At 55.9% G+C, this 16,304-nt stretch carries 14 protein-coding genes and 1 tRNA gene; 6 read left to right on the forward strand and 9 right to left on the reverse strand.

Annotated features, from left to right (window positions below; all coding sequences use genetic code 11):
* Positions 1–144: 144 nt before the first annotated feature.
* Complete coding sequence (locus tag CCALI_RS09440; protein WP_016483257.1) at positions 145–1,827, forward strand: ribonuclease J; 1,683 nt, start codon at positions 145–147, stop codon at positions 1,825–1,827.
* Positions 1,828–1,886: 59 nt separating this feature from the next.
* Here the strand turns inward: CCALI_RS09440 and CCALI_RS09445 are convergent, their stop codons facing one another.
* The 6 genes from CCALI_RS09445 to CCALI_RS09470 form a co-directional block, all read right to left on the reverse strand.
* Positions 1,887–2,738 (reverse strand): fumarylacetoacetate hydrolase family protein, encoded by an 852-nt coding sequence (locus CCALI_RS09445; RefSeq protein WP_016483258.1) that lies wholly within the window; start codon positions 2,736–2,738, stop codon positions 1,887–1,889.
* A 37-nt stretch (positions 2,739–2,775) separates the two neighbouring features.
* Positions 2,776–3,051 carry a hypothetical protein gene (locus CCALI_RS09450; protein ID WP_016483259.1) on the reverse strand — a complete coding sequence of 92 codons (276 nt, stop codon included), beginning with the start codon at positions 3,049–3,051 and terminating at the stop codon, positions 2,776–2,778.
* A gap of 74 nt (positions 3,052–3,125) precedes the next feature.
* Positions 3,126–4,619: a gluconokinase gene (locus CCALI_RS09455; RefSeq protein ID WP_016483260.1), complete on the reverse strand. Its 1,494-nt coding sequence runs from the start codon at positions 4,617–4,619 to the stop codon at positions 3,126–3,128.
* The gene (locus CCALI_RS09460) at positions 4,597–5,061 is read right to left on the reverse strand and encodes a DinB family protein (protein WP_016483261.1); all 465 of its coding nucleotides are present in this window, start codon (positions 5,059–5,061) and stop codon (positions 4,597–4,599) included. The genes CCALI_RS09455 and CCALI_RS09460 overlap by 23 nt, the downstream gene beginning before the upstream one ends.
* Before the next feature lie 261 nt (positions 5,062–5,322).
* Positions 5,323–6,039, reverse strand: coding sequence for a CADD family putative folate metabolism protein (locus CCALI_RS09465; protein WP_016483262.1), 717 nt, complete (start codon positions 6,037–6,039; stop codon positions 5,323–5,325).
* Between the two features lie 148 nt (positions 6,040–6,187).
* Positions 6,188–6,260 (reverse strand) — tRNA-Ala (locus CCALI_RS09470).
* A 117-nt stretch (positions 6,261–6,377) separates the two neighbouring features.
* On the opposite strand from CCALI_RS09470, the gene folB reads away from it, so the two are divergent.
* Positions 6,378–6,746: a dihydroneopterin aldolase gene (folB, locus tag CCALI_RS09475; RefSeq protein WP_016483263.1), complete on the forward strand. Its 369-nt coding sequence runs from the start codon at positions 6,378–6,380 to the stop codon at positions 6,744–6,746.
* Here folB and CCALI_RS09480 read toward each other — a convergent pair.
* Positions 6,743–7,951: a DNA double-strand break repair nuclease NurA gene (locus CCALI_RS09480; RefSeq protein WP_016483264.1), complete on the reverse strand. Its 1,209-nt coding sequence runs from the start codon at positions 7,949–7,951 to the stop codon at positions 6,743–6,745. The two genes, folB and CCALI_RS09480, sit on opposite strands and share 4 nt — an antisense overlap.
* Before the next feature lie 354 nt (positions 7,952–8,305).
* Here CCALI_RS09480 and zwf point away from each other — a divergent pair, with 354 nt between their 5' ends.
* The 3 genes from zwf to CCALI_RS09495 all read left to right on the forward strand — a co-directional run bounded on the left by zwf (position 8,306) and on the right by CCALI_RS09495 (position 13,113).
* On the forward strand, positions 8,306–9,997 hold the full coding sequence (gene zwf, locus CCALI_RS09485) for a glucose-6-phosphate dehydrogenase (RefSeq protein ID WP_016483265.1): 1,692 nt from the start codon (positions 8,306–8,308) through the stop codon (positions 9,995–9,997).
* Between the two features lie 8 nt (positions 9,998–10,005).
* Positions 10,006–10,794, forward strand: a complete 789-nt coding sequence (locus tag CCALI_RS09490; RefSeq protein ID WP_016483266.1) for an RDD family protein — start codon at positions 10,006–10,008, stop codon at positions 10,792–10,794.
* A gap of 135 nt (positions 10,795–10,929) precedes the next feature.
* Positions 10,930–13,113: a peptidase associated/transthyretin-like domain-containing protein gene (locus CCALI_RS09495; RefSeq protein ID WP_016483267.1), complete on the forward strand. Its 2,184-nt coding sequence runs from the start codon at positions 10,930–10,932 to the stop codon at positions 13,111–13,113.
* Here the strand turns inward: CCALI_RS09495 and CCALI_RS09500 are convergent.
* Positions 13,049–13,498: a peptidylprolyl isomerase gene (locus CCALI_RS09500; RefSeq protein ID WP_016483268.1), complete on the reverse strand. Its 450-nt coding sequence runs from the start codon at positions 13,496–13,498 to the stop codon at positions 13,049–13,051. The genes CCALI_RS09495 and CCALI_RS09500 overlap by 65 nt on opposite strands.
* Before the next feature lie 63 nt (positions 13,499–13,561).
* On the opposite strand from CCALI_RS09500, the gene CCALI_RS09505 reads away from it, so the two are divergent.
* Positions 13,562–14,017: an SRPBCC family protein gene (locus CCALI_RS09505; protein WP_016483269.1), complete on the forward strand. Its 456-nt coding sequence runs from the start codon at positions 13,562–13,564 to the stop codon at positions 14,015–14,017.
* A gap of 220 nt (positions 14,018–14,237) precedes the next feature.
* On the opposite strand, the gene CCALI_RS09510 is transcribed toward CCALI_RS09505, so the two are convergent.
* Entirely contained in the window at positions 14,238–16,265 is a 2,028-nt protein-coding gene (locus CCALI_RS09510) for an alpha-L-fucosidase (protein WP_016483270.1), read from the reverse strand.
* Between the last annotated feature and the right edge of the window lie 39 nt (positions 16,266–16,304).

Consider the following 16,304-nt stretch of genomic DNA (forward strand, 5'->3'; position numbering starts at 1 on the left):
AGAGGAGGCTTTGTGTGCATTCTGCGCCTATGTTTGCCTCGAAATGTTCGTATTTATAGATAATGCAAAATTGACTTGAATGCGCAATAAAGGTACAGCAGACTCCAAATAGAGAAACAAGGAAGAAACTATAGTAAAGAGACTATGCCGTCAAAACTAAAGATCATCTCTCTTGGTGGCAGCGGTGAGGTCGGGAAAAACATGCTGGTTTTTCACTACACCGCAGACGAAGCCGGCCTAGAGGATGCCATCGTCGTGGTGGATTCGGGGGTGATGTTCCCCACAGAAGAGCATCCCGGCGTTGATCTCATTATCCCCGACATCACCTATCTCCTAGAGCATCGCGACCTAGTGAAGGCTATCTGCCTCACGCATGGTCATGAAGACCATATCGGTGCGCTTCCCTTCGTGCTTCGTCAGCTGCCCGTGCCCATCTACGGAACCCCGCTCACCCTTGGCATGGTACGCGAAAAACTTACCGAACACGGTCTCGCCGCAGCAACGGAGCTTCACAACTATCCCGATCGAGAGCCGGTAACCTTCGGGCCTATCTCTGTGGAGGCCATCCACGTGACCCATACCCTGCCCGACACGGTCAGCCTCGTGTTGCGCACCCCAGTCGGCACGGTGGTGCATACCGGCGATTTCAAAATTGATCAGACCCCAGTGGATAACCGCATCTGTGATCTCGCGCGCTTTTCTGAGGTGGGAGAGCAGGGCGTCACCTTGCTGATCTCCGACAGTGTAAACGCAGAACGCAAAGGCTGGTGCCCTTCGGAGCGTACGCTTCGCCCCACTTTCGAGCAGTTCATGCGTGAGGCCGAAGGCCGCTTTATCCTGGCCACCTTTGGCTCAAATCTCCATCGGGTACAGATGGTGTGCGATGTGGCCGCAAACTTGGGAAGGAAAGTGGCCATCTACGGGCGCAGCATGAAGCAAAATGTGGCCACAGCGCGCGCACTTGGCTACCTCAAAATTGAAGACTCGCTGCTGGTTCGCGTGGAAGACCTCTCGAACTACGCCCCCAATGAGATCGTCATTCTTACCACCGGAAGCCAAGGAGAGCCTTTAGCCGGGCTAACCCGTATGAGTCGCGATGAGCACTCCCCACTTCGCATTCAACCCTCCGACACCGTCATCCTCTCCTCCACCCCGATTCCCGGCAACGAGGATAGTGTGTGGCGCGTGGTCAATCGCATCTGTCGTATCGGTGCCCGTATGATCTACGACCACATTCACAACGTGCACGTCTCCGGTCATGCCTACCAAGAAGAGCTGAAGATGATGATCACGCTCACGCGCCCCGAGTTCGTGGTGCCCTATCACGGGGAGCCGCGACATTATGCCGCCTATGTTCGTTTAGCGCGTGAAATGGGCTATCCGGAGGATCAGATTCTTACCTTTGAAACCGGTCAGGCGCTAGAAATGGATGCGGAGGGGGTGCGACACTGTAAGGAGACCATTCCGCATGGCAGCGTGCTGGTAGATGGCATCTCTACAGGGGGTGTGAGCGATGTGGTGCTGCGCGACCGCAAGCACCTCTCTCAAGGTGGTACGGTTATCGTGACCCTTGGTCTAGAACGCGACACCGGTGAGATCGTCTCCGGCCCCGACCTCCTTTCGCGCGGCTTTCTGCACCCAGAAGATAGCAGCGAGCTGTTCGAGGAGGCCGCCGAGCGCGTACGCCAAGCTATCGAAGAGCTTGACGAAGACGAGTTTTTCGATCTCGATACGCTCCGTGTCACCATTCACGATACGGTCGCCCGATTCTTACGTAAGCGCACCAATCGGCATCCCGTGGTCATCCCTGTGGTGATGGAGGTCTGAGTTTACAGTGACGGGCAATTCATCTCGGTGAACAAGCCGCGGAGGTTTTGCTGGCTGGCCTACATTGGGGATGGATTGCGCACGACATTTCTCAGTGTGCCTAGGCCTTGGATGGTGACCTCCACAACATCGCCCTCCTTTAAAAAAACCGGTGGTTTTCGGAAAACCCCGACGCCCCCAGGCGTGCCCGTGGAGAGAATATCGCCAGGCTGTAAGGTAATAGTGCGCGAGAAGTAGGAGATAAGGTAAGGAATGCGAAAGATGAGATTGGATGTGTTGGAACTTTGCATGGTCTGCCCGTTAAGGGTAAGAGAAATAGGCAGGTCATGCGGGTCCGGTATCTCATCGGCAGTAACCAGATAGGGCCCGATAGGGAAAAACCCATCGGGTGTTTTGCCTCGTACCCACTGTTTGTCGCCATACTGAATATCGCGTGCCGTAACATCGTTGGCGCAGAGGTAGCCAGCTACATAGTCCATCGCAGCCGCTTCGGGGATGTTACGTCCCTGTCTTCCGATAACCACGGCTAGCTCGGCCTCATAGTCTATCTGGTTCGAAACGCCGGGAAGTAGGGGAATAATGCCTTCGGGGTCGTTAATGGCCGTGGCATATTTGCTGAAGAGAATGGGTCGTTCGGGAATAGGTTGATTCTGCTCTTCGCAATGATCTCTATAGTTCTGTCCTACGCAGAGAATCTTTGGAGGGTCGGCAATGGGGGCCAGCAGTTGCACTTCTGAAAGCGGTACGGTTTCGGGCTCAAGGGCCTGCTGCGCGTATTGCCACACGGGCGTTCCCTTTGCAAGGAAGGCTGCCATACTCGCCCCCTCCACGGAGAGCGGTATCACGGTGGCCTCATCTCGCAAGACGCCCAGCCGAACCGCATTTTGATAGCGAAAACGCACGAGTTTCATCGGTTATCTCCCACAGAAAAAGGTAAAAAATGCCCGACTAACGCCAGGGATGTAGAAGAAAAAGAACGATCAGCACGATCACCAGAAGGGCAACGATGAGAAAAAGGGTCGGTAGAGCCGACGAGCGTTGTTTTTGAGCCTTCCGAAGCGCAACGCGCTCCTCCAGGGTAAGCTTTACCGGCATCTCCTTTTGGGGTGGCGAAGCACCCTCCTCAGGAGGGTCCCCTAAAGTTTTGCCGCACTGCCAGCAGGGATCTTGAGGGGTTGCATCTTGATTGACCGCCCCGCAATGGGGACAGCGAATACGTTCCATGCATGCTCCTTTTAGACGAATTGAAAGAATCTCTTCTATTCTACCTGCACACCATCATCGTGACCGACCACAATTTAGAGAAGTTGCTCACGTGCTGCTCGCATGCGCGCTCTCATACGAAGGAAGGTCTCATGATAAGCCGCACGAGGTTCAAAAGTTCGCTCTACAGGCACCGTGGGATGAGGGAGCTGGAGCAGTTTTATCGTCTCCAAAGCCAAAAGCGCCGCTCCACGACTACTGGCCTCGGCCTCCTTCGACAGACCAATGGGACGCCCTATCGCATCCGCCATCATCTGCGCCCACAACGGCGAACGCCCAAGCGCTCCGCCAGAAGCCACGATGTGGCTTGCCTTTGGAAAGAGGGGGCTCAAGCGTTCGACCGCCTCGGCAAACTGCATGGCTACCGCTTCCATCCCAGCCGCAAGAATGTCTAAGGGAGTGGTGTCGAGCTGTAGCCCTAGCAAAGAGGCCTTAGCGGATAGGCTCCAACCAAAGCTCCGCTCTCCGGCAAGAAAGGGGAGAAACAGCAGGCCATGGTCGCCGGGTGCTCTCTCCAAAAGCAGGTTTTCTGCATTTTCGGGAAGGCGTAAGGTGCGCTGCATCCAGTCGTACACAAGCCCACCATCGCTGAAAGCCGCCCCGATAAGCGGCCTATACCTATCCACCCGATAGCGCCAGAGCCCTGCGGGCGGGTCGGGATCCAAAGCCTCCTGACGGATATCCCATAAAACACGTAACGCGCCCGAAGTGCCCAAATTGAGGGCCATACGCGTGCTATCCATGCACCCACTTCCCACATTGCTGCAGGCACCATCGCCATAGGGCAAACAGAAGGGCTTATTCGCCAACGCTGGCCACCGCGCAGCATAGGTAGACGGTAACCCTTCCAGCCGTTCGCCATCAGCGGCAATCGAGGCGAAATGCTTCACGGAAAGGCCCAACTGGTTCAACAACTCCTCATCCCAAACACAGCGTTTTTGGTTGAAGAGCCCTGTAGCCGAAGCCATCGAGATGGAGATCGGCACGTCGCCCCGGCCAAACCAACGCCGGTAAAGAAACTCTCCTGGCGAGATCCATTGAGCCACTTTCGAAAACGTATCGGGGAAGCTCTCTCGAAGCCAGGCTAGGCGCGCCGGATAGTAGGAGGGATGAAGAGGGCAGCCGGTACGCGCGTGAATGCTCTGTGCATCCAGCTGTTCACGCAGACGGTGGGCCGCGGCGGCGGCTCGCATATCGGCCCAGTTATAAAGCGGCGTTACAGGGCGTCCTCGCGCATCCACGCCCAAACAGGAGTGCCAAAAGGTAGATACGCCCACCACCGCCACCTGCTGGGCCTTCTCCCCTGCGTTGGACAGGGCGGCGTCGAGGCAGCGTTCTACATAAGTGGCAAGCTCCTCCATGTCCATCTCAACACCGCCCTCTGAGGTCATCTTCATGCGATAGGCCACCTGCGCATGGACGTTCTCAACGGCACGCCCTTGGAGGTCCCACAGCATCACACGGGCGGAGGAGGTCCCGACATCTATGGAAAGGGCCAAGGGGTCACTACCGCCAGTTGGGGGGCACATGAAACTCGGTATCTCCGTACAGCGTTTGAATGAAGTTGACCTGCCCAGCATGGTAGGCCATGTTGCGATAGCCCATAAGGATGAAACGATGCCCAGGGATGCGCGCGTTGCGACGTTCATACTCCCGTTCGAGGTCGGCATCCGACAGGCTCTCGATCGATTTTGCCAAGGCATCAGCGCTTTCTAGCAGCGCCTGGAGGGCGGGCTCCGCCTCCTGAAACACAGGGGGCTCCATATCGTGCGGCTCGCCGTGAAGATAGGATGCAAACGAGTAGTTTACAGCCACGCACTCAGCGACTAGGTCGAGCACGGAGCGTGTTGTGACGCCATCAGAAACCGGCACGCGCCAATTGAGCTTATCGGGGGCTGTGGTTCTTACAAAATGCGCAAGCGATTCGGCGATGGCACGAGTATGCTCCGCAACATAATCCTGAACACGCATGATCTTTCCACTCCTTTGACAATCTCAGCAGAACAACCCTATTTTACCGAATCGTCCTGAGCTTACCGCGCACACATTTCGGCGAGCTAGGCAGCCAATAGAGAGTAGCAAATGGAGTGGAGCTGCATGGGGACTTTCCAGCCCGCTAGTCACGGCCCACGATTCACCGGCCACTAGATGGCAAATGGAGCGCGTAAGAGAAGATGAGGTGTTACCCTAGCGGGCTGAGCACCCAAAAACGCCCTTCGGCATCGAGCCCGTCTAATTCCCTGCCTCGCAGGGGATGTTGTGGCGCCGACACACCCCCGAAAGCAGGTTCCACAGGGCTTCGAGCGCCTGCTGAGCTGCGTCTAGCGCCTCTTCAGCCATCGCTTCATCGCAAACCGTTTGCGCAAGCAGCTGTTTCTCCTGTGCTCGATGGGCTCTATCTGCCTCGACATGCACGGCAAAATAGCGCAAGGTCTCCACATCGCGAATGCCGTAGTGCTGCTTTAGACCCTCTATTTTCGTCTCGGATACCTCTGGAATCTGGCTCTCATAGGCGTAGAGCGCTGCAAGCCCACGAGTGAAATGACCACGGCCACATAGCGCCTGAAAAGTTGCCACACACGCGGCGGTCTCCCTTTGAACGGCCGTGTTGAGCACTTGGCTCTTCGTTAGGCCAAGCCCCTCAGCGAATCGAAGCCACAGTTCGGGATGGTTCGGAGAACCGCCCTCTTCTTCCATAAGGTTCTGCAAGATCGGCTTGCGCAGCTCCGGGTCGGCGATGCGAGAATGGAGGGCGGAGAGATAGGTGGGGAAGGCTGCTACATGACGATAGTATTGGCAGGCGTAATCTTGTAGCGCTTCCAACGACAGCGTTCCCTGGTTCCATGCCTGATAGAAGGGATGGGTAAGCACGTGTTTGGCGGCGATGGCCGCATCGAGACGGCGGAGGAACAACTCGGCTGTGTAGGGCCGTTGGGCACTAGACGTCATATCTGAAAGTCTCCTTTAGCAGTGAGAGGATAACGTTTGGGCGAGCATCCATGCATAGACCTCGATGCTATCGAAGGATGGCTCGCGGCACTAGAAACCGACCCTGTTGGGCGAAACAGGGTACATCGAGGGGCAAGAGGAGATGAAATGGAGCTGGGGGGATTCGAACCCCCGACCTCTTCGATGCGAACGAAGCGCTCTCCCAGCTGAGCCACAGCCCCTTGTCAACTTTATGTAGTATACACAGCGTGTAGGAAATTGTCAAGCTTCACCTGTTAGCTGCATCGGTAATGAGGGGTACAATCTCAGTGACACGCTCAGCAGGAAACACTTGCACATTGAACGAGGACACCATTTTCATCGAAGGGTTGGAGCTCTATGCCTATCACGGTGTGCCGGAGGCGGAGCGCGAAATTGGACATCGGTATCGCATAGATGCACGGCTTCGGCTCGACCTTCGCGAGGCAGGAAAAACCGATAGCATTCGAAGCACGGTGGACTATGCCTCGGTAGCACAAACGATTGTAGAGACCGCCACAAAGGAGCGCTTTTTGCTCGTAGAGGCGCTTGCCGAAACTCTTTGCAACAGACTTCTGGAAGGCTTCCCAACTGTGGAAGAGGTGACGCTGACCGTCCGAAAGGTGCTGCCGCCCTTTCCCTGCGTCGTTGCATCTGTCGGGGTGGAGATAACGCGCCGACGCACCTAGATACGCCGCATGCGTTTACTCATCGCTTTGCGACTCGATTCCACGGGAACATGTTTGGCAACGAGCTGGGCCTCCAGCAACCTAAAGAAGACCTCTCTCTCTGGGGCGCGTACAATGGCCTGCTCATGCGCCTCTGCGAGCGCCACCGGATAGCCCGATCCTTTTCGTGCCTGATCGTAGCAGAGGGCATGCACCCTCTCGAGAAGCGCCTCTTCTTCCGCCACCCAAGCCGGCAGCTCGATGCGAGCGATCTCCGCCCCTGTATGCAAGTAGAAGAAGTAAATGCGCTGTTGCTTTCCATAGAACTGCAAAACCTTCGAGCGCGAGCCGAAAAGAGCAGAGCGCTCGCCAGGACGTAACCGTGCGGCAAAGAGGTCGGCATCGGTAAGCACCTCCACGCCGGCGCAAGCTGGCTCTTCATACTGCGGGGCCGTGCGCAACCTCTTGGGGCAGAAACGGTCGCAGTCGGTTTTGGGATGAGGGCACCGAGCAACACGCAACATGTTGACAACTTCGCGGCTTTGAGGCGCGCTGATGTAGCCCACTATCGGTGCGCGCCTGGCCTGCATCCGCTCGAGTGCTTCCATGAAGCGATGTAAGGCGTTTTCTCGAAAGTGAGGAGCCTCCGACTCGATGGGCCAAAGTATGAGGCTACCGTCCGCCATCAGAAACGGCGGTTCCGTTTCCTGCTCGGCAAGGGTCGCAAGTTGCTCGATCTCGTTTAAAAACCGATAGACGGCGAAACGGCGCGGTAGAATCGCACCCTGTTCAGCACCAAGAAACGCTTCGAGTTCGTCGGTCTGCATCTCTTCATTGCCTTCGAATAAGGAGAGAGAAGGACAGGAGCGAAGCTCTACATGAGGGTTGGGGCGATAGCGAATAATGGCCGAACCGATGTTAAGCAGGTAGCAGGGTAGGATGTCATGCCGTTCGGGCAAGATCTGCGAGCCATCCACAGCGACCGCGGTATAGACAGACGGCGTAGTGGATAGAGCGAAGCTCTTGTGCGGCACATCGAGTAGAGTCGGCAACAGCCAGGAGGTTCGGCTCGACTGCAGGCGTTGATCCAATCTCTGCCACTCGGCCGCCGCACTCTCCATGCGTCGCAGAGCCTCTTCCAAAGCGGTTAGGCGTTTAGGCCGCAGTTCAGACACCTCTAGGGTGAAGTTCTGCAACTGTGCGGCCACTTGCCGAAAATCGAGCATAAGCGGGCTCCATGCCAAAACGAGCGTTCACGCTTATTCTACCGCTTTCCAGCCAAACCTGCGCTTGACTTTTACCCACACCACGCAGAGCTAGCGATGGCTTCGTTGTTTTCTCTTTCTGCAGAGACTCACCCGTCGGCAGCACAGCCCAGGCCATTGGCAAATAGCTCTCTGTGCCAGAGCGGTTAAACGCTTCAGGGTTTATCGGCCAATTCAGTTCCGGAAGATAGAGTCTGCAAAAAAGTGCCAACCTAGAGAGACCATCCCACAAGAAGGTAAAATAGAGAATGGGTACAGAATCGCTGTTTCTGCTAAGGATGGGGGGAAACCCCTAGAAGAAAGGACGAACTGGCTATGGACAGACCTGCCGCCCAGGTGCCCTCTCCACAAGATGGCTTCAATGGCAACGTTGTCAATGCGCGCTCCATTATGAAGCGGCCTGAAGAGCCTTGCAGCTTCATTATCTTCGGCGCCTCCGGAGATCTCACCCATCGCAAACTTATTCCTGCCCTCTATAACCTCGCTTGCGACAACCTGCTTCCGCCCGAATTCCAGGTCTATGGCTTCGCCATCACCCCTATGAACGACGAGTCGTTCCGGAAGGATATGGAAGAGGCCGTGCGCAACAGCAACGAGGCAAGTCCATTTGACCTAAGGGTTTGGCACGGCTTTGCCAAGAGATTGCACTATATCACCGCCGATTTCGAGGCGCCGGAGGGATATAAGCAGCTTCAAGAGAAGATAACGGCTTATGTCAAAGAGAAGAACGTCCCCGATAACCGCCTCTACTATCTCGCCACCTCGCCCTCCTTTTACGAGCTGATCGTCAGCAAACTGGGCGAGCACGGCCTTGTGACTCCAGACTATGCCAGTGGAACCCAGTGGACGCGCATTGTGGTGGAAAAACCTTTTGGACATGATCTGCATTCCGCTCAAGCGCTCAACGCCAGCATTCATAAGGTGTTCAAGGAGGAGCAGGTCTACCGCATTGACCACTACCTTGGCAAAGAGACGGTACAGAACATTTTGGCGTTTCGCTTTGCCAACTCCATCATCGAGCCGATCTGGAACCGGCGCTACATTGACCACGTGCAGATTACCGCTGCGGAGACCTTGGGCGTTGAGCATCGCGGCGCCTACTATGAAAAGGCGGGCTGCCTACGCGATATGGTGCAAAACCATCTTTTCCAACTGCTCTCCGTGATCTGCATGGAGCCGCCGGTGCGTTACGAGGGCACAAGCCTGCGCGATAGGAAGGCCGATGTGCTGCGTGCGGTAGTGCCCATCAACCCAGAGAACCTGGCCGATATCGCCGTACGAGGGCAGTATGGGCCGGGATTCATCAATGGGCAGCCGGTAGTGGGCTATCGCCAGGAGCCTAACGTAAACCCCCAATCTAACGTAGAAACCTATGTTGCCCTTAAGCTCTTCGTGGATAACTGGCGCTGGGCCGATGTGCCTTTCTACCTTCGCTCCGGAAAACGTCTCGCCGCCAAATGCACCGAAGTGGTCATTCAGTTCAAACGCGTTCCCCACCTTTTCTTCCAACTCTCTACAGAAGACCAGATAGAGCCGAATCTGCTGATCATCCGCATCGCTCCGGATGAGGGCATCGCCCTGCGTTTTGAGGCCAAAGTGCCCGGCCCTGACATGGTACTGCGCTCCGTTCAGATGAACTTTAGCTATTCCGAGACCTTCAAAGTAAGCCCGGCCACAGCTTATGAAACGCTTCTTCTAGATGCCATGATCGGCGATACCACCCTGTTCAACCGTGCCGATCAGGTGGAGCTATCCTGGGCCATCATCGAGCCCTTGCTGGAGGTCTGGTCGGCCACGCGCCCCTTCCAGCCGTTTCCCAACTACGCGGCAGGCACTTGGGGTCCGGCAGCAGCTGACGCCCTTATTGCGCGCGACGGCAGAGCCTGGCATAATGTGCCAGTCTCCACCGCCCCGCAAAAAGCGCCTCAGGTCTCGGTGGAGCTAACGGGAGAACCCATTGGAGTGCGCCGCGCACAGACGCCGCAAAAGGGGCAGAAAGAGGAGTAAAAGAGACTATGCAGCGTGAGGTCGCGCTGTTAACTCCAGAGAACATCTACGTGCGCTATCGCGTGGCAGGTCTAGCCTCTCGATTTCTTGCACGGCTCATAGATGTCCTCATTCAGTTTCTCCTTCTCGTGGTTGTCTACGGTCTTTTGTTACTTGTACAAAAACGGCTCAACGTGTTGCACCTGGGGCTTGCCGATATTTCCGACGCGATTGCCGCCCTCCTCATGTTCGCCATCGTGTTTGTCTATGCCGTTTTCTTCGAAATGCTGTGGGGCGGCCGAACTCCCGGAAAACGCCTTCTGGGGCTGCGGGTCGTGCGCGATGGAGGACGCCCTATCACGCTCTTAGCTAGCGTCATCCGTAATGCCCTGCTCTTTGTGGATCTCGGCATTCTTCCTCCCATCTACGTTGTGGGGTTTCCGGCTTTCCTTTTTCTCTTTCTTAGCCCCTCCTGCAAAAGGATCGGGGACTACGCCGCTGGCACCCTCGTGATCGTTGAAGAAGACCTTACCCTGACCGCCAACACTCAGCCTACCGTCTCGAAGGAGGTTGAACGGTTTATGGGCGTCGTTAAAAACCTAGATCGGCTTACTCCCGAAGAGTACCAGCTTATTCGCCGATTCCTCGCGCGGCGCGAAACGATGTCGCTAGCGGCGTTTGCGGGCACCGCGGATGGGCTCGCACGTCCGCTCCTCGCCAAGCTAGAGATAGATACCCCCATCTACTATCAATTGCAGTTTGCTCACCTTCTCGAAGCCATTGTGAGACGCTATGCCGACGAACGCGGACTGCTTTAACAGTTGGCCGAATTGCGTGAGAGCGAGTTGAAGTGGTACAACAAGAAGGCGCCACATAGGACACATATGGGAAGTTCTCAATAGGGCGCGAACCTATCGTCAGAAAGGAGGTGCGGTGTTCTCGCCGTCTTTTCCATGGAAATAGACCCAGCCCGTGATAAGGTGGAATCCAGCCTAGAGATCGAAGAAGCTGCCGTTGAATCAACGGCGGCCGAACCCATTGCTTCCCCCTCCTGCGATAGATTACGACTACGAGATGGGCTGCTTATACTGCTCCTGCCACTGATTGGGTTGCTCGTCGGGTTACGCACGGTCGCCGTTGCCACTCTCCCTCACATCCTTACCCCCGACCCCGGCATCAACTATCAAGAGGTCACGGATAGGCTCCCCATCCCAGCACTGCTCAACTGGAACCTCACAATCGTTCAAAACCTCCTGGATCTACGGGACATGCCGTTCCCTCTCCTCATTCTTCTCGGCGTGGTCGGTGGCATCCTCCTTCTCTGTATCGCGCTTTGCCTCTTCAACCCAATCTACCGTCCGCTTGTGCTTGAACCTGCCACCAACCCTTCTCTTGCCGGTGCAAACCATCTGTCGGGCACGCTGCGTCTTCAGCAGCCAAAAAGGTTTTGGTACGTCGCTCTGTTGTGCGGGGTTCCGTTGCTTGGATTTTGGCTTCTCATCGGAGTGCTCATGCCGCCAGCGACTCCCGTCAGTAAATATATGCTAGTGGCTGCACCTTGGTCACCCCTATGGGCACTGCGTCTTATGGCGCTTGGAATGGCGCTGTGGGTTGGTCTGCATCCAGACGGGCTTCTTTGGAACGATTCTCTCACGGAGAAGAAACGCCTATTCTCTTACCAAAAACTGCTTGTGCGTGGGGCGCTCTGGGGGATCATCACCTGGGTTTTTACGCGCCTTACCGTGCCAAGTGGTCTTGAGCCGCTGCTCACCCGTCTACAGGCATTGGGAACCTTTAACACAGCGGAATGGCGTTGGGTGGTTTCGCACTACCTCTTCTCTGTTGGTGCTGCGTGGTTTGCCGCGGGGCTGTTTTTGCTGATTCTGGGTCGGCTTGGCCTCGCAACAAAAGCTCGCTTTGGGCTAACGGCGCTGGCCGTCGTCGCTTTCTGCATCTCCTTCTGGATTCAAAGACCCTTCTCCGCCTCCGCGTTGGCCCGGCGCTTTGACCTTCAGCCCGATGTTCTCAATGCCATTTCAGTTCCCTACAGCCCTCGTCGCCCCGGCTCCGGCGTGCCGGACGGGTTGGCTGCCGCGCAGGCTTTAGCCAGACGGCTCTATCTTCCGATGGGGCAAAACTCGGCCCGGCCGATGCGAAGTGTGCTGTTGTTTCAGCCCAGCGGGAACGTTATCAACGTGACACAGATGGGCTATACGATCAACGGCCTCAGCGCCACGCGCGAATCGGCTTTAAAAGCGAGAGACTTCCTCCTGAAGAGGCGCTATCATTCGGCACTTTCGTGGATCGCCACAGAACATCTCTGCGACTGCAGCACCTTACGGTTTGATACCACCAGCGCTCTCGACGTGCTGTTGAGCGACCTCTCCAATGGGCCTCATCTCAGCCGAGTGGGGTCGGTGGTGACAACGCTCTTTTTTATCTGCGCGGCGACACCTCAGAATCACGCCCTGCTCGATAAGTGGGCAAACCCGCAGAGTTTCGCCTGCCCCGACCGTTTCAGCAAACGTCTTATTGGCGACCTCTACCGAAGGTTTGGGGACGTTAAGAACGCTTTGAAATGGTATCGTGCCGCCGACATGCCCTCCACCTTCATGGCGCGTATTCGGGCCGAACGCCCGTTGTTTCATACCGGAACGGTCTACGGCATCCTCCGGCTTAATGGGCGGCCTTTGGCGGGAGTACGGGTAGGCATCATGCCTTGGCGGCTCAACGGTCTACCGCCTCTGCAAGAGGTTTTGTTGGCCAACGCCTTCCACGAGGTACTCGCCCCCAGCGGCAATGGGCCACTGTTCCCACCTTTCCACCCCATTCCCTTTGCCTTCCGATGGATCAGCGGCTCGGATGTAACGGACAGCAACGGCGCTTTTCGCATCCAAAATCTCACGGAAGGGCAGTATCGTGTGGTTGTGGAGCTGCCCCCTTCCATCCAACTCAATCCCCCCTTCGACCCCCGCATCCGGGTGATGAACCCGCCATTGCCCTTCTCCCTACACTATGCGAACCAGACCGTGAATCTCGGGATCATAGATATCTTTTACAGAGGGCCTGTTGCTACTCCTCGCTCGGCGACTCAATCGTTACCTTCAACATCCGGTCGCCCTGGCGCAGAGCCATGACATTTTCCAAACCCTCTATCACCTCTCCAAAAATAGCATATTTCATGTCGAGATGGGAGGCCGGTGCCAACGTAATGTAGAATTGACAGGAAGCGCTATTGGGGTCCTGGGCGCGTGCCATAGCCACCATTCCCACTTTGTTGTGCTTTAACTCTGGCGTGACCTCTAAGGGGATGGTGTGTCCAGCGTCCCCCGTCCCCGTGCCAAGTGGACAACCTCCCTGAATGACGAACCCTGGCACATACCGATGAAAAGTTAGCCCGTTGTAGAAACCCTTTTCGGCCAGCTCGATAAAGTTCTTGGTCGTAATAGGCGCCAGGCTTTCGTAAAGTCGAAAGCGAATGGTGCCTTTAGTTGTCTCTAAAACCGCAATGCGATCCGGCATCTCCGTTTTCCTTCCTCTTGTTCGTAGTAACAGTGTACCTGCTTTGCAAAGAAGAGGAAGATCGTGCCACGACGCGAGTTTGTTTGTGAAGTCTATGCACCTTTAGAGCGCGTTTGGGAGTTTCACAACAAGATTGACTCCCTTCTCTTACTAACTCCACCACAACTGCGGGCGCGCATTCTAGGCGAACGTCCTCCCATGCAAGAGGGCGCACTCTACGTGATCCGCGTGCTCCTCTTCGGTTTTATCCCTGTTATCATGAAAACACGCATTGTGGTGTACGAGCCGCCCTATGGCTTTACCGATCGGCAGGAGGCAGGGCCGTTTCGCCGATGGCAGCATAGGCATCGCTTTGAGGCGCTTGACCCGAATAAAACGCGCCTAAGCGATTCCGTGGAATATGAGGTGCCTATGGGATGGCTTGGAACGATAGCGGATCGCGCTTTTGTAAGGCGCAATGTGGAGGCGTTATTTGCCTATCGGCATCGGCGCACGAAGGAGATCTTAGAGCAAACATAAAAGCAGGGCAGCAATCCCCCCAATTGCTGCCCTGCACTGCGGCTCCAGCTCCGCATTAAGAACCGGTCTCCCTTTCCGGTCTGCGGAAGCGAGGCCTCCCAGACCACACGGGCGTCCCCCCAACGCACCGTGCGGCCGATGTACAATTATATTATAACACAGGTTAGCCAGATTTGACAAGTGTTTTGGGAAACTTTTTCAAAAATTTTTTTCGCCCTGTCTAGGTAGCTCCTTTTTCGGGAACAAGGCGCACTCCAAAGAGGTTGACAGCCCTCCAATGGGCGGCATCGGCAGCGCGGACGGTAAGCTCATAATCCCCAGCGTGGGGAACGGTAAGCGTTCCTACAGGCACATCCTTGGCATCGCCCCAGCCACCGGTGGCAGGCACCTGCAGCGTAAAGCGTTTATCGGCCATCTCTAGCGTGATAGCCGAGGGCGCCACCGCCGAAACGCGCGCCTCTATGCGATAAACGCCTGCCGGCAGATGCACCTTCCAAGACACCCAATCAGTGGGATCGTTCCAATAGCCTACATCCGACTTGCCGTAGTTATCTTCCACCTGTATCTGATTTCCATGAAGTTGGGCGTGATCGGCATCGAGCATGAGGCCGTTGGCGGTAATGGGCGGCTGGGAAGCTGGCCGGAGACCGGTTATTTTCAGCGTGTAGGCGTAGTCGCAAGGCTTTTGAGGGGGAAGCTGAACTACGAGAGCATCTGGAGTCTGTTCCCAATGCAACCGAGCCGAGCTACCGAGCAGTTGCACCGAGTGGACGCTTCCTGTGGCGAAGTGTGCATTGGCGCCAAGAGAGCGAATGCGTACTTCGCCATCCTGTGGCCAAGCCATGACAATGGCATAGAGCGTGTTGCCCTTTGTTGTAAAGCGAATATCCTCTGGCGTGTAGGCACCGTGGCTGGTATCGCTAAAAGCACCTCCTTTGATCTTGGTCGGGCCTTCGCCATAGATCACCCACGGACGCGTGCCATAGATCGCCTCACCGTTTATTCGTAGCCATTTGCCCATGTCTAGCAGAACGTCCACCTCTTCCTGCGGGATGGTGCCATCTGACTTCGGCCCGATATTCAGCAGCAGGCAGCCGTTTTTGCTCACAATGTCCACGAGCTCGTGCACAACCTGCTCGGGGGTTTTGAAATTCTGCTGAGTCACATAGCCCCATGAGTTATTTGAAATAGAGGTATCGGTCTGCCAAAACTGAGGGCGAATGCCTCCCATCTCCCCTCTCTCCAGGTCGAGAACGGCGGCTTGCGAGGGGAAAGCAGCGTATTTGTAGTTGATGACCACCCCTTTATGCCACTGCGCTGCGCGGTCGTAGTAATAGGCTGCAAAGCGCTGTAGGTAAGGACGAAAAGCCGGCGTGTTGATCCACCAGTCGAACCAAACAATCTGTGGGTGATACTTATCAACCAACTCACAATCCCGTGCGAGCCAGTCGTCTAAAAAGGCTTTGGTGGGCGGCACGTTCTCCGGAGCTGCAGGGCCGTAGAAAGAGTAGTACTCAGGGTCTCTCACGTCTGAGTCGAACTGCATCCCCCCATTGTAAAACCACCAGTGCTCCTCCCGGTGTGTAGAAAGCCCAAAAACAAGCCCTTCTTTACGCACAGCCTGTGCCAACTCGCCGATGATGTCACGCTTGGGCCCCATCTTAGCGGCGCACCAGGTGGTGAGATCGGAGTTGTACATGGCGAAGCCGTCATGATGCTCTGCAACAGGAACGACATACTTGGCCCCGGCCGCCTTGAAGAGCTTTGCCCAGGCCATTGGGTCGAACTTTTCTGCTTTAAACATCGGGATGAAGTCTTTATAGCCAAACCTATTTTGTGGCCCGTAGGTTGCCACATGATGCTTAAAGGTGGCGCTGTTTTGGAGATACATCTCTCGTGGATACCACTCGCTACCAAAAGCGGGGACGGAGTAGACTCCCCAGTGAATAAAAATTCCCAGCTTGGCGTCCAAATACCATTTGGGAATCTGATAGCGGACTAGGGAGGCCCAGTTTGCTTGAAACGGGCCACGAGCAATTACCGCATCGGCCTTCTGCAGAATGGCCTCAACACGGCTGGGGTACATGCTCTTCCACTGAAGCCAATAGGGCTGCGATGGATTGATGAGTTGGTTTTGCGTGGACCCCTCTCCCTGTCCCCAGGCGAGGCAGGGCAGGAGAAGGAAGAGAGCGGCGGCGCCGATCTCGCGCCATCTCCAACGAGGAGACAAACGTCGTCTAGATGACATGATCGTTCTCCCTAGCTCATTAGCTTTTGCTTTAACAGC

Source organism: Chthonomonas calidirosea T49 (assembly GCF_000427095.1).
Classification (GTDB): Bacteria; Armatimonadota; Chthonomonadetes; order Chthonomonadales; family Chthonomonadaceae; genus Chthonomonas; species Chthonomonas calidirosea.

Bases quoted from the DNA above. Each gene is read 5' to 3' on its own strand.
- CCALI_RS09440 (WP_016483257.1), top strand. From the start codon at position 145: ATGCCGTCAAAACTAAAGATCATCTCTCTTGGTGGCAGCGGTGAGGTC.
- CCALI_RS09445 (WP_016483258.1), bottom strand. From the start codon at position 2,738: ATGAAACTCGTGCGTTTTCGCTATCAAAATGCGGTTCGGCTGGGCGTC.
- CCALI_RS09450 (WP_016483259.1), bottom strand. From the start codon at position 3,051: ATGGAACGTATTCGCTGTCCCCATTGCGGGGCGGTCAATCAAGATGCA.
- CCALI_RS09455 (WP_016483260.1), bottom strand. From the start codon at position 4,619: ATGTGCCCCCCAACTGGCGGTAGTGACCCCTTGGCCCTTTCCATAGAT.
- CCALI_RS09460 (WP_016483261.1), bottom strand. From the start codon at position 5,061: ATGCGTGTTCAGGATTATGTTGCGGAGCATACTCGTGCCATCGCCGAA.
- CCALI_RS09465 (WP_016483262.1), bottom strand. From the start codon at position 6,039: ATGACGTCTAGTGCCCAACGGCCCTACACAGCCGAGTTGTTCCTCCGC.
- CCALI_RS09480 (WP_016483264.1), bottom strand. From the start codon at position 7,951: ATGCTCGATTTTCGGCAAGTGGCCGCACAGTTGCAGAACTTCACCCTA.
- zwf (WP_016483265.1), top strand. From the start codon at position 8,306: ATGGACAGACCTGCCGCCCAGGTGCCCTCTCCACAAGATGGCTTCAAT.
- CCALI_RS09490 (WP_016483266.1), top strand. From the start codon at position 10,006: ATGCAGCGTGAGGTCGCGCTGTTAACTCCAGAGAACATCTACGTGCGC.
- CCALI_RS09495 (WP_016483267.1), top strand. From the start codon at position 10,930: ATGGAAATAGACCCAGCCCGTGATAAGGTGGAATCCAGCCTAGAGATC.
- CCALI_RS09500 (WP_016483268.1), bottom strand. From the start codon at position 13,498: ATGCCGGATCGCATTGCGGTTTTAGAGACAACTAAAGGCACCATTCGC.
- CCALI_RS09510 (WP_016483270.1), bottom strand. From the start codon at position 16,265: ATGTCATCTAGACGACGTTTGTCTCCTCGTTGGAGATGGCGCGAGATC.